We start from the raw sequence: 13,209 nt of genomic DNA, 5'->3' as shown, positions 1-13,209 counted from the left end.
GAAGAAAAAATGGCAAAGTCGAAGTTCCGCCCGCTTCATGACCGCGTGGTCGTTCGGCGGGTCGAATCCGAATCCAAGACCGCGGGCGGGATCATCATCCCGGATACGGCAAAGGAAAAGCCGCAGGAAGGCGAGATCATCGCTGTCGGCTCCGGTGCTCGTGACGAAACCGGCAAGCTGGTCCCGCTGGACGTCAAGGCTGGCGACCGCATCCTGTTCGGCAAGTGGTCGGGCACCGAAGTCAAGCTCAATGGCGAAGACCTTCTGATCATGAAGGAATCCGACGTGATGGGCATCATCGGCTGACCGCCGTCGCCTTTCATCACATCCAATCTGAATTTAGGCCGAATTGCCCAGGAGCAAAAAAATGGCTGTGAAGCTCGTCAAATTCTCCCGTGATGCCCGCGAACGCATGCTGCGCGGCGTCAACATCCTCGCCGACGCGGTGAAGGTCACGCTCGGCCCGAAGGGCCGCAACGTCGTCATCGACAAGTCGTTCGGCGCCCCGCGCATCACCAAGGACGGCGTCACCGTCGCCAAGGAAATCGAGCTTGAAGACAAGTTCGAGAACATGGGCGCGCAGATGGTCCGCGAAGTCGCTTCGAAGACCAACGACATCGCCGGCGACGGCACCACGACCGCGACGGTTCTGGCGCAGTCGATCGTCCAGGAAGGCCACAAGGCCGTTGCCGCCGGCATGAACCCGATGGACCTGAAGCGCGGCATCGATCTGGCTGTGACCGAAGTCGTCGCGACGCTGATCAAGAACGCCAAGAAGATCAAGACCTCCGAGGAAGTTGCTCAGGTCGGCACGATCGCCGGTAATGGCGACGAGTCGGTCGGCAAGATGATCGCGGAAGCGATGCAGAAGGTCGGCAACGAAGGCGTCATCACGGTTGAAGAAGCCAAGACCGCCGAGACCGAACTCGAAGTCGTCGAAGGCATGCAGTTCGACCGCGGCTATCTCTCGCCCTACTTCGTCACCAACGCCGACAAGATGGTTGCCGAGCTCGAGGACGTCTACATCCTGCTCCACGAGAAGAAGCTCTCCAACCTGCAGGCCATGCTGCCGGTTCTCGAAGCCGTCGTGCAGACCTCCAAGCCGCTGCTCATCATCTCGGAAGACGTCGAAGGCGAGGCCCTGGCCACGCTGGTCGTCAACAAGCTGCGTGGCGGCCTGAAGATCGCTGCCGTCAAGGCGCCGGGCTTTGGTGATCGCCGCAAGGCCATGCTGGAAGACATCGCCATCCTCACCGGTGGCCAGGTCATCTCGGAAGACCTCGGCATCAAGCTCGAGAACGTCGGCCTCAACATGCTCGGCCGCGCCAAGAAGGTGTCGATCTCCAAGGAGAACACCACCATCGTCGACGGCGCCGGCAAGAAGGCCGAGATCCAGGGCCGCGTTGCCCAGATCAAGCAGCAGATCGAAGAGACCACTTCGGACTACGACAAGGAGAAGCTGCAGGAACGTCTGGCGAAGCTCGCCGGCGGCGTTGCGGTGATCCGCGTCGGCGGTGCGACGGAAGTCGAAGTCAAGGAAAAGAAGGACCGCGTCGATGACGCCCTCAACGCGACCCGCGCGGCCGTCGAAGAAGGCATCGTTGCTGGTGGTGGCGTCGCGCTGCTGCGCGCTTCGCTGAGCATCAACGCTGTCGGCGTCAACTCCGACCAGGCCGCCGGCATCAACATCGTTCGTCGCGCGCTGCAGGCTCCGGCCCGCCAGATCGCGGCCAACGCCGGTGCGGAAGCCTCGATCGTTGCCGGCAAGATCCTTGAGAACAAGGGCGCGACCTTCGGCTACAACGCCCAGACGGGCGAATATGGCGACATGATCGCCATGGGTATCGTCGATCCGGTCAAGGTTGTCCGTACGGCTCTTCAGGACGCGGCCTCGGTCGCCGGCCTGCTGGTCACCACCGAAGCCATGATCGCGGAGGCTCCCAAGAAGGAGTCGGCTGGCGGCGGCATGCCTGGCGGCATGGGCGGCGGCGGCATGGGCGGCATGGGCGGCATGGGCGGCATGGATTTCTAATCCACGCTACCTGCGCAATACGGAAAGGGCGGCAGCGATGCCGCCCTTTTTTTGCACAACTTCGCGGAACCACAGCTACATCGTCGTACTGGCCGCTTGATACCGCCTATTACCTCATGTCCATTTCCAGCACCCATCTCGTCCTTTGACGCTCTTCTTGATGCAGTCAGCAACAGCTGGTACCGGTCACAACTCTTTCGCGTACTCTTTTACTGCAAATTCAAGTGATTGGGGCATAGGGACAGGAAGCCCTGAGCGGTTCTGCAGCCAAGCTGTGCAGAATTTGTCGGTCTGCCTCTGTCTCCACGCCCTCGGCCATGACCTCGATCCCAAGCACAAGCAGCCTGTCATCTCGAGACCTTGCCAGACCGCGAACGAAGCCCTGCTGCCGCATCACTGCTGTGAAGGGCGGGCCATTGGGCGGTCAACGAATCTCCTGTGTCATCTAGGACCAGATCGACTCGGCCAGAGGCTTCTGACGACTTTATGCATGCGATTCCCACTTTTGTTAGCATTCGGCGCGAACCCGCCCCCTGCACCAAACCTGCGAAAGGACCTGATCGTTGTCGCCTAAAGCTTGTTGTCATCGACTTGAGCGTTCTCTGCTTCTCATGGAAGATGCTAAATCCGCTCGTGCGTTATTGCCGGCCAGCAAAGGCTGCGGGTCGGCGGTGAGGGTGTCGAGAGGCGGCAGTTCACCTTGACTCATTGGTGCCGCCGGCGCCTGGATGGTTTCCACGACTGTGCCGGAAGCACCGGAGACATGTGACATCTCGGCAGCGGGCGTCAGGGCGGCTTCTCTCTCCCTGCTGCACAGAAAATCGTGGAGCGCCTCCACGCAAATGCCGGCGTTCTTCTTGTCTTTTCTAAAGGTCGGGACCACCTTGATATCGGCCTGTTGGTAGTCTGGCCCGCGCTTTTCTAACATGTTTTCGAGCTGCTGCTTGATGTCGGGGCCTTGCAGCAGCGGCCGGCCGGTGTCGCCCGTGGAGCGCTGCTGCAGGTGGAGGCGCCTGCCGATCTCATCCAGGTCGGTGTTGAGCCAGATTGACACCGCCTTCTCGCGGATCAGGTCTCGATTGGGCTGCTTGACAAAGCCGCCGCCGCCGGTTGCGATGACCATGGGGCCTTTCTTCAACTGCTCGGCGAGCTCTCTAGTCTCCAGCTCCCTGAAGTAGGGCTCGCCACGGCGCTCGAATATATCCTTAATATCGCCGTGCCCTTTGATGATAAGTTTATCGATGTCGACAAACTCCACCCCCAGCTCCCTGGCAAGGCGGGGGCCGATGCTCGACTTGCCGCTCGCCGGCATGCCGACGAGCACGACCGGCCTCGTACCGAGGGCCGCGACGATCTTGCCGGCATGCGGCGAGAGAATGACCGCACTCTGTTGTCTTGCGACGGTGGGCGACCTGGAGGTCCCTGCCGCCCTCGACCTGCTTTCTCCTGACGAGCCCCAGTGTAATATGTCCCAGGCACCACGGGGAATGGGGACCAGCTCGCATTCGCTCTGCGCGCGCTGCGCGAGCTCGGCCCGGTAACTGGCCGGCGTATGGAACTCGACCTCGAAGCGATAGTTCTGTGCGGTTCTGAACGCCGTGTGAACGCCGCGTAACCCCTGCGTGTCCATCCTGATGAACCAGTTGGTGGTCTCGACCTCGCTGCAGTCACGCTCCTCGAAGGCCAGTGCCGCCTTCCTGAAGGCGCGCGTAAAAGCCTCGTCCGGGATCTCAAAGACATGGCGCACTGCACTGGTGACCAGTTGGGCATCCGGCGCCGCGCTCACGCCCTGGCCGGTCAACTCGTTGGCTGTCCCGATCTGCCCACGCGACCGTTGATCAAGATGCGGCACCTGCACCTCGATGCCGTCCTGCCGCAAAAGCTCGGCAACCGCATGCACAGTTTCGGTAATCGCGCTTTCTTGCGCTTGGGCGAGGGCGGCTTCGAGCCTGGCGCGCTCCAGGGCCTGTTCGCTGTTCGGCGCTATCCTGCTGGCGGGGTCGTCGTAGGCCGGAATTGCTAAGGCGCTGGGCAGTATTCGGTTTTCGACGGCGAGTCTGATCGAGGCCTCCATGACCGACGCCGCCAGCGTGGGGTTGTCCTTCAGATCCGCCAGGCTGCCATCGACGTCGAACCGGCCCTGTTGGAGCTTTGCCGCCTGCGACTTGACATAGGGCGCCGACTTGAAGCCCGGCCTCTGCTCTATGAGCCGCTGCAATTCGGTGGTTTTTTGCATGAACACTCGCGCACCGGTTTCGGACTTGTAGGCGTCCGTGCCGACCTTGATGCCGACGCTCAACAGATTGATCGCGCTTTCATGCAGATCGACCGGGTTGTAGCCGTCGGGCCGCGGATCAATGCGCGCCTGATAGCGGTTGAGCAGGAAGTCGACGCGTTTCCTGGCATCAGCGGTTGCCGGATAGGATTCGCTGAGTTTCGGGAAGAGCGCGGCGGCCTCGGCGCTGACGGCAGGCTTCGCGCCGGTTGAGGCCACGGATCGCGCAAACTTCTGCTTGACGTCCGACTGCTCATGAGCCGGCTCGCTATTGAGCTGCAGGTTCCAGTCCTGGAGCTCGGCCACTAGCAACGCGGCCAGTTCGCAGGCCACCGGATGCCGGGCGGTCTTGCTGTCTTCCCCCGCCCTGGCGATCAGCTCATGGAGGGTCTGGCCATTCGGCCGATCTTCCTGCAACAATGCACGGATGTCGGCCTTGAGCTCTTGATGAATGCCCTCGTAGGTGCCGAAGATGGCACGCTCAGCAAACCAGCGTTGCGCCTCCAGCGGCTGCGCCAGCACGTTGCGCTGCAGGCAGCTGTAGGTCTCCAGCACCAGCCCGGTGGCCGACAGGATCTGCTTGGACCGGCTGAACTGGTAGCCGCCTTTCTCAATGGCCGGCGTGTGCGACTTCGGCGGCTTCATCGAGGCGATGCCGCGCGCCTGCAGCTGCGCGTCGAACTGGCGCACATGCTCGTAAAGGCGAGGCTGGTCGCCGATGATGATGACGGCATCGCCATCAAAATCGCCGTCGAGCATTTTTTGTTGGACGGTCGGAACCGCAACCAAAGAGCCGGGCGCGAACACCTCCGTCGCCTGCAGGATGCCGACGCACTCGAGCGCGGTGTCGGTCTTAACCCGGTCCTTTTCCTCCAGCCAGCGCGAATGGCACTTTACGTCCTCGGCAGACATCACCATCCCGCGGTCGGCGAAGTCCGCCGGCCACATTTCGTCGGGCACAACGATCAAGACGCCTTTGGCAAAGAAGGTCGGATCGTCGGCGGCAAGCCTAGCCCCCGATCTGTGCGCGACGTTGAAGCTGTATTGGAAGGCCACGCACCGATCCAGGAACGCCGCGGTGCGGTCGCCATCGCGCGCCGACCTGACCCGGTCGGCGGCGAACGGGCGCAGGTTGGGCTTGTCATAGGGGGAGCGTCCGACAAGTACGCCAGCGTCACGGGTCAAGGTCTTGCTCTTGCCCGTCGGCACATACAGGCATTCGTCACTGGACGGCACGGCGATAGCGTTCGAACCCTCGATATGCCCGCCCGTGACCGTCCGAAACAGCTCCTCGGTGGTGAGGCTTTGATGGGTTTCGAGCCACGCCAGAGCCTTCTCGCGGGTCTCCTGTGCCACCTCGACGCTGCGCGGATAATGTTGCAGCGCCGTGGGCGGTACCGCCGATTGCCTTTTATCGGCAAAGGCAGGCATCCGCTCGGGAGCGTCGTGGCGAGCCCGGGCAACGGACGGCATGCGCTCGGCCAGCGACGCCCTGATGAAGCCGCAGCCGTCATGCGGCCGCAAGGCGATCTCGCCGTCTCGCCCCTCGAACCGGAAGGGATGCACCGCGCCTGCGGGGCGGTCGGGCAGAAGGGACAGCTTGAAGCACCCTTCCAGCGCATAATCATGCGGGCCAACGTCGGGGATGCCCGGCGGCGCGGCAAATCCGCGGCGCTGGGTATAGTAATAGGCTTCCTTGAACGGCGCCCAGGCCCGCGACAGCTGCTCAAAGGCCGTACCCGGAGCCGTCTCGGCATAGGGGATCGCCAAAAGCTTGCCGCTTGGGGCCTCTGCGGCCGTGAAGGGCAGGTCAGAGGCAAGCTGGTTAAGGCTCCTTTGCGGCGGCTTCAGTTTGCTGCCGCCGAACAGGTCCATGCGGTAGGGCACGCCCTCCACGGCCACCGTGCGTGTCAACATGGCGCCAGTCGGAGTTCCCTTTAGCTGCACCGCCACCACGTTCACCGCGCCCGAGGTCAAGCGATGGAAAATGGAATAGCGCAACTCGGCTTCGCTGGCCAGCGGCTGGCCTTGCATGTCGACCACCGGCAGCCGCATTAGTCCGGCATCGCCTTGCGGCGGTCTCGGCTCTTGGTCCATGGCCTGAAGCACCCGATGAACATCGAAGCTGGCGGCTGCATGCTGGGCCTGGATCATCGATGCGTTCTGCGCCATGAAGGTGTCGAGCGCTTCGAGCGGTTCCTTCGCCTCGATAGAGGCGATCACGTTCCAGCTCTTGTAGGAAAGGTCGGCGTCGATGAGGGTGCGGGCGCTCTTCAGTATCTGCCTAGTCTTGCCATGCAGCTCTTCCTGCCTGGCCCGCAAGGCGAGCTCGTCGCCGTCGACATAGGGCCGCCGGTAGAGCGTCTCCAGCACCGCCCGGGTCTTGAGCACCTGATGGATCGAAAGCGCCGGGCGGCGGCTTGCATTGGCGCCGCTGGTACGCTCGGCCTGGCCTGCTGCGAGATAGGCATCTATCTTGTGTTCCACCACCGGCTGGATGGCGTTGAGCAGGTTCAGCGTCGACTTGCGGTGCCAGCGCAACGCCGGCTTCGGGCTGCGAGCTAGTGGCAGCAGGGAGCTGCAAAGATTGCCCATCGTCTCGAGGTTGTTGTCGAGCTTAAACCCGGGAGCGGCACGTAACACCTCGAGCCTGTCCAGCCCCGGCTGTGCCAGCATACCCAGATCATCCAACAACTGCGCCTTGCCCAACGCCTTGAATATACCCGCGACGGCATGGACATCGGCCTGCTGGAGCCGATCCTCGGCATATTGCAGGTAGTGCGCCAGCTGATGCAGCCGGTCCTTCAGCAAGGCCGGTTCGGCGACCTCGCCGGCGGTCTCTCCCGCCTCGATACCCCGCGACAGGCCATTGGCGATCCTGACTAGTGCGGGCGTGCCGAAAGCACTGAAGCGACGGCCCTTGGAACCGAGCTCGCTGGCGATGGCAACGATCGCCTTGCGTGCTTTTTCTTCTTCCGGCCACTTGCCGAAACCGTTCACCAGATTGGCCAATTCTGAATCAGAGAATCCGTCGAGATTGCCGTCGCGGGCAACCACCGCGCCGGCGATGGCAAGCGTCGCTTCGCGCGTCTCCTGCTGGTCCGGCCATCTGCTGAAGCCGTTCACCAGATTGGCCAACTCTGGATCAGAGAATCCGTCGAGATTGCCGTCGCGGGCAACCACCGCGCCTGCGATGGCAAGCGTCGCTTCGCGCGTCTCCTGCTGGTCCGGCCATCTGCTGAAGCCGTTCACCAAATTGGCCAACTCTGAATCCGAAAATCCGTCGAGATTGCCGTCGCGGGCAACCACCGCGCCGGCGCTGGCAAGCGTCTCTTCGCGCGTCTTCTGCTGGTCCGACATTGCGTCGGAGACGCGGTGCGGGCCTTCTTCGCTATCAGGACGCCCTGCTTGTCCGACCAACTCTCCGGTACTGCCCATATTCCCTCTCCGATCCAGCAAGACGCATCGCCTAAGCCTGTCAACAACAGGGCGTCATTGGTTGAGTGCGGTCACGCGAACCTGCAACGGCATGCGTGAAAGCTGCGGCATTCACGCAACGGCAACTGCCTCGACAACGCCCCAGTGAAAAGCTTCCTCGCCACTCGTTCGTTCCGGCATAAAGCGGAAGCACAAAGGGCTGAGCCCTGTACAAATGCCAATAAATCACTATGAACCCACGGGGCGGATCTACGGTTTCTTCATTTGAGCGACCTCGATCAGGCAGCGTTCGAAATCCAGTTCAAAAGAGCTGTCTTCGGTTTGGCGCCGACCGAGAAATCGGCCACTTCGCCGCCTTTGAAGATCGCAAGCGTCGGAATGGAGCGCACGCCCAATTGGGCGGCGAGTTCCGGGTTTTCATCGATGTTAAGCTTGGCGATCTTGATCTTGCCTTCCATCTCGACGGAGATTTCCTCGAGGCTCGGAGCAATCATCTTGCAGGGATCGCACCATTCGGCCCAGAAATCGACGACGACGGGTGCTGCGGATTCCAGAACTTCCGACTGGAAGTTATCGATATCGACTTTCACGGTAGCCATGGCTGCTCCTTTGACCGAAGAATTGTTGAATCAAATGTGACGGTTTCCGGCTTAGCCGAACGCTGTTTCCACTTTGACTGAGCCCGAGTTAGATGATGTAAGTTTTGCCAGCGGCAAATGGACCTTCGTTCAACATCGAATGCGCCGATTGGAGCGTGTCCTGCAATGAAGATCCAAAGTTCTGAAGGGTCAACGTCGAAACGGGTTACATTCGTAATGTGGATAGATCGGACATGCTGGACCGGCTCGCAAGCATGGGATCTCCGAAGCGACGATCTACAATTGGAAGCCCGCGGCAAGGCCTGGCAGATAGTCTGCCCCTGTCGCCGGACGGCATCGCGCACGATAACCATGACGTGACAGCGCAACGGACGGTGCGACCAGATGATCTGCGAGGGGAAACGCCACGCCGGCTTGGCTTGCCAATGACTTCAATGCCAACCCACGGCATAGAGGGGTCCGGTAAGCTTGGCGCCATTGTCATTGGCGAAGCCGTCGGCGAGCACCACGATTTCGTCGAGGACCGGCCGCGATAGCCCGCTTTATCGGAGTGGAACGCAGGGCAGTGGCGTTGCGACAAAAAAGCTCGCGGCCTGCGGCCCGCGCCCGTCATCCCGTTCTGCCAAGCGAAATGTCGTCGAGATCCTCTTCGATCACCCCAGCCGCGTATAGCTGATCGAGCAGGTCGGCGATGGCAAGGACGCTCGCTGCATCCGTGACCCCCATAATCAGCTCCGAGGCTGTACAGTTCCCGCTCGCGATTAGATGACAATGGAAATCGGAACCACCCCGTCGAGCACTCGATGCTGAATGTTCCGTGAGCGGAGATGGAAGCAGTGGTCCCCCGCCTCGTGTTGCAGGTCTCCGCGGAAGCGAATTGGCCGGTTGGGAGGCGGGTTTTCGAGCATATTCGTCGACGATGCCATCGAGACCCTCCCGGAACTCGTCGGGCGTGCTGAAGACACGTTGAGACATTATTCGGTACCCGAGAGGCCAGCGTTCGTTACCGGCGTCACCAGTTGTAAACGTCCCTGCCGCATATTTGCCAGAGAGCCAGAAACACAGGCGATAGTCGTGGGACAGCCCTCCGGCACGGCGATTGCGGCATCTTTGCCGGACGCCCTCCTCCGCGCGCGTGCGCGCCCGGTGAAAGCCTTTGCGATCGGCCCGTCCTTGCCCCGCAGGATGAATTCGACCCCATCAGGTCCTCGGGCGAAAACGCCGCGTGTATCTGATTATGATCGTCCGTGCTTAGCACCGAGAAACGATTGGTCACGCGACCGTGGCGTTCAAACAGTTCGAGCATGCGGTTGGCAGTTCGCCCGTGATTTGATGGTAGTCGAACAGAAAACGGTCATACTCCGAGTGTCGATCGGGTCTGTGGCCCAGCAACAGAGTCCAGTGCGGCACGCGACATGGGCCGAATTGCTGCCGATCACATCACCATCGCAATGCGAGTTGGCGATCAGGTTGACCGTCAGGGAAAGTACGGCTCGAGTGAGGCGTTAGGCACTTCGACATCCCAGGTAAGAGCCCTCCATTGCCGAATTTGGTCTAAGTGTCCGCGTCCAGGTGACCAAAACTCACTTTAATGGCTGCGATGAGGGCGAAGCAGTCGTTCAGGAATTTTGTCCGCAGGGGACACTCTGTCCAAGTTGCAAACATCGCATGGCAAATACATGTGACTTGATTGTCGATGGATAGGTGATAAGTCGCTGCGATGCTCGACTGCATCTAGGGTGCGGCGGCGTCGGACCGAAAGGCAATGTTCGGGAACCGAACCAATCCACAGAAATATTTTGTTGGTATTTTTGTTGGTCAGCGCTGCTGCTGCTTCATAACTATGCAATTGAGAAACCAAGTGCTATTTTCTCTGCTTGGATTCCGCCTCTGGGCACCATTGCCTGTTTTGGCAGTATTATCCATATTTTTCATATACTTGTAATATCAATTCGATTCCCATTTCGGCCTTCCCAGCACTTGAAAAAGTGCCGTCACTCTTCTCACCGAAGCGTCATCAGATATCCGCAACACTTTCCTGGACGGGCCCCAGAGTCACAAGCTCAGACACGAGTTTCATAAATGCCTTGATCGGGCGAAGCTCTTGTCGCCCCTTCAGACAGGCCGCGAATGACTCCGTGAACGGCTTGTGATCGGCAATCCGCAGCGGCCTCAGGCGCTCATCCGGTTGAAATTCCGTCTTCGAGACGATACCCGCGCCCAGCCCGGCGGCAACGGCCTCACGCACGGCGGCAGCTGCAAACGCATGGGCTGACGTCGCCGCGAACGCGACGCCAGCCCGTGCGTAATGGCGGAGATCGAAGCGTCGGATCGGGCCGGTCGCGCAACCAGCTGCCGGGAAAACCTTCGAAAAGTCGTGGCGACTATTGTGACCTCCGGCAAAGCGGTGATGCACCAAGGCGTTGCCGAAGATTAAGGCGCCGGCCGCACCATTGCGGTGCTGGTGGCAGGGCGCGTATTGAGTTGAGCCAACGGAATTCAACATAGCGCCCCGTGCAACTGTCTGCGCTGCGTTCATGGCCTACGCCACCTCCAGCCCGCTCCAAAAGTCCAGAACGGCGGCGACGATTGCTTCGGGCGCGTCCTCCTGAACAAGGTGCTTGGCGTCGGAGATCGTGGTCAACGACGCGCCCGGGATACGGCGGGCGAGTTCCTCGCCGTCCTGCAGTGGAATGAATTCGTCCTCGGCGCCCCACAAGATGGCGACAGGGCATCGGACTTCGCCGTACCGCCATTCCACCTCCTCCGAGTACTTGTCGTCCATTTGCGCAATTTGCCGCCAGAAGGCCTTCTGCCCTTCTTTATCCAACCAAGGCTCAAGGTACGGACGCATCTCCTCCTCGCGTAGGGCGTGCTTCACGGAGGCGCCAATGTAGGCGCGCAGGATCGCCTCATGGATATAGCCAGGCAAACCGGAGAACGCGTTTTGATGCGCCTTTGCCGCCTGGACGAGCGCCGAGCCTTGCGGGCTGATCGCCACGGGATCGATCAGCACGAGACTGCGGTAGTCGATCCCGTCCAGCAGATGTGCTCGCAACGCCGCCGAACCGCCGAAGTCGTGGGCGACGACGTCGGGCCGGTCGACATTCCAATGGTTCGCGAGCGCTGCGAACAACCTGTTCTGGGCGCCGTGCAGGACGTCCGCATCAGGTTTGGCCGATTGGCCGTAGCCCAGAAGATCGTAGTAGAAGACGCGCCGGTGTCGCCCGAGCCAAGAAGCGATCCGGCGCCATTCGTACGAGGAGAAAGGCGAGCCGTGGATGACAACTGCCGGCGGCCCTTCACCGATCGCGCCCCAAGCGATCGAGTGTCCATCAAACGAGAACCGGTCAACTAAACTCCATTGCGCCATCACCAGGAAGCCTCTGAACCTGCGATTGGAAAACCACGAGCTATCGGCGTCGAGAAGCTCTGCCCGACTTGTCGACGGCCTAGATCATCGATAGGCAGATGTCACCGCAACGTACCGGATCGGCCTGCGTTCCCGATTCTACTCGACCGGTTGAGCCGGCGGAGACAGCACCGAGGCCGCGTCCTGTTGCGGCTTTATCTGCGCTTGTGCCGCAGCACTTCAACTGAATCCGCCAAACGCGGTCGTCCAAAATCCGGCCGTGAGACGGTCGCCTGGGACAAGAGCCGATCTCCGAGAACGTCGCTGCGGAACCATTCTCGCCCGGGACCAGTTTTGGCAACGATCTGCGGTCGAGCGAACGCCGCGGTCTCGGGCGTCTTAGATATGGTCGACGCAGAGGCTCGCGGACGCGAAGCAAAGCTCATTACGACGGATCCGACCGGGTGATCGTGCGAGCAAGCAGGGTTGTGGATCATACCAGCCAATAACCCGAAAAGCGGAGTTTGAAGTTTGGCACAGCCGCTGGTTCTATCTCTGGGCAGCATTAATGCCGACCTGAGGTTCGAGGTCGACAAACCGTTCAGCGGTGACGCGACCGTCAGAGCATCCGGATTTTCTCAAAAGAGCGGCGGAAAGGCTGCCAACGTCGCCTATTTTACGCACCGGCTCGGATTTCCAACAAAGCTTCTCGGCCAGGTCGGAGACGACGATTTCGCCACGGTGGCCATCGGTCCGTTCATGCAAGAGAACCTCGGCGTGGAGGACGTCTTTGTCGCTCCAAACTCCGTGACGGGCATAGCTGTTGTCGTCGTCCCGGCAGATGGCAACAAGTCGATCCTTTCAGTCCCCAACGCGAATATGGACTGGCAAGCTCCCGCTGTCGAAAAAGTCGTACAGGCAATCGACAACGCCCCGCCATCTTCCGTCCTGATCGCTGATTTCGAGGTTCCTCGTGCTGTGCTTGAGGCCGCATTCAAAGCTGCCGAAAGACGCGGCTTCAGGATCATCGTCGATCCAACATTTGCCGATCAGATCGAGAAGACCGACCTGAAACGCTTCTATGCGGTGTCGCCCAACCAGAAGGAAGCAGCAGATGCTTTGGGAATTGAAGTAGCCGATGAAAGCCAGGCCCGCGACGCGGCAACAAAATTCAACGCGCTGGGGGTTGAAATTGCATGCGTTAAGCTCTCCGACGGTGGCTGCATCCTCGATGAGAGGAACGAGACGACAGCAATAAGGGCGCCGTCTGTCGATGTCGTGGACAAGACAGGGGCCGGCGATGCCTTTATTGCCGCGTTTGCTGCCGCGACCTTGGAGCACAAATCGGCATACGAAGCCGCCTGCTGGGGCGTTGCGGCTTCAAGCTTCTCGGTTGGTCGGAAAGGCACGCAGGCGTCTTATCCGACACGGTCGGAGTTCGATCAAATGCTCGTTTCCGTGCTGAAGAAGAATGGCCGGTGACAGGGCGACCATTCGGCCTGCCGCTCTGCTA

The 13,209-nt window shown here is 60.8% G+C and carries 7 protein-coding genes; 3 read left to right on the top strand and 4 right to left on the bottom strand.

Annotation, left to right across the window (positions count from 1 at the left end):
* The first annotated feature begins 9 nt into the window (after nt 1–9).
* On the top strand, nt 10–306 hold the full coding sequence (gene groES, locus LB568_RS15525) for a co-chaperone GroES (protein WP_064994876.1): 297 nt from the start codon (nt 10–12) through the stop codon (nt 304–306).
* Nucleotides 307–367: 61 nt separating this feature from the next.
* Nucleotides 368–2,032: a chaperonin GroEL gene (gene groL, locus LB568_RS15520; RefSeq protein ID WP_086081374.1), complete on the top strand. Its 1,665-nt coding sequence runs from the start codon at nt 368–370 to the stop codon at nt 2,030–2,032.
* Nucleotides 2,033–2,615: 583 nt separating this feature from the next.
* On the opposite strand, the gene LB568_RS15515 is transcribed toward groL, so the two are convergent.
* From LB568_RS15515 to LB568_RS15500, 4 genes are all read right to left on the bottom strand, one after another.
* Nucleotides 2,616–7,745, bottom strand: coding sequence for a shikimate kinase (locus LB568_RS15515; RefSeq protein ID WP_064995676.1), 5,130 nt, complete (start codon nt 7,743–7,745; stop codon nt 2,616–2,618).
* Between the two features lie 278 nt (nt 7,746–8,023).
* Nucleotides 8,024–8,344: a thioredoxin gene (gene trxA, locus LB568_RS15510; RefSeq protein ID WP_064995677.1), complete on the bottom strand. Its 321-nt coding sequence runs from the start codon at nt 8,342–8,344 to the stop codon at nt 8,024–8,026.
* 2,017 nt (nt 8,345–10,361) lie between these two features.
* Nucleotides 10,362–10,883: a hypothetical protein gene (locus LB568_RS15505; RefSeq protein ID WP_224730590.1), complete on the bottom strand. Its 522-nt coding sequence runs from the start codon at nt 10,881–10,883 to the stop codon at nt 10,362–10,364.
* A gap of 3 nt (nt 10,884–10,886) precedes the next feature.
* A complete protein-coding gene (locus LB568_RS15500; RefSeq protein ID WP_224730589.1) occupies nt 10,887–11,717 on the bottom strand; it encodes an alpha/beta fold hydrolase in 831 nt (276 codons plus the stop codon).
* Between the two features lie 510 nt (nt 11,718–12,227).
* Here LB568_RS15500 and LB568_RS15495 point away from each other — a divergent pair.
* Nucleotides 12,228–13,178: a PfkB family carbohydrate kinase gene (locus LB568_RS15495; RefSeq protein ID WP_224730588.1), complete on the top strand. Its 951-nt coding sequence runs from the start codon at nt 12,228–12,230 to the stop codon at nt 13,176–13,178.
* Nucleotides 13,179–13,209 lie beyond the last annotated feature (31 nt).

It is taken from the genome of Mesorhizobium sp. B263B2A (assembly GCF_020165775.1).
GTDB lineage: Bacteria > Pseudomonadota > Alphaproteobacteria > Rhizobiales > Rhizobiaceae > Mesorhizobium > Mesorhizobium opportunistum.
This window is presented reverse-complemented; position numbering and strand designations above follow the sequence as displayed.

Excerpts from the sequence above, each read along its gene's own strand:
- LB568_RS15505 (WP_224730590.1), bottom strand. The coding sequence starts at position 10,883 with ATGAACGCAGCGCAGACAGTTGCACGGGGCGCTATGTTGAATTCCGTT.
- groES (WP_064994876.1), top strand. The coding sequence starts at position 10 with ATGGCAAAGTCGAAGTTCCGCCCGCTTCATGACCGCGTGGTCGTTCGG.
- LB568_RS15515 (WP_064995676.1), bottom strand. The coding sequence starts at position 7,745 with ATGGGCAGTACCGGAGAGTTGGTCGGACAAGCAGGGCGTCCTGATAGC.
- trxA (WP_064995677.1), bottom strand. The coding sequence starts at position 8,344 with ATGGCTACCGTGAAAGTCGATATCGATAACTTCCAGTCGGAAGTTCTG.
- LB568_RS15500 (WP_224730589.1), bottom strand. The coding sequence starts at position 11,717 with ATGGCGCAATGGAGTTTAGTTGACCGGTTCTCGTTTGATGGACACTCG.
- groL (WP_086081374.1), top strand. The coding sequence starts at position 368 with ATGGCTGTGAAGCTCGTCAAATTCTCCCGTGATGCCCGCGAACGCATG.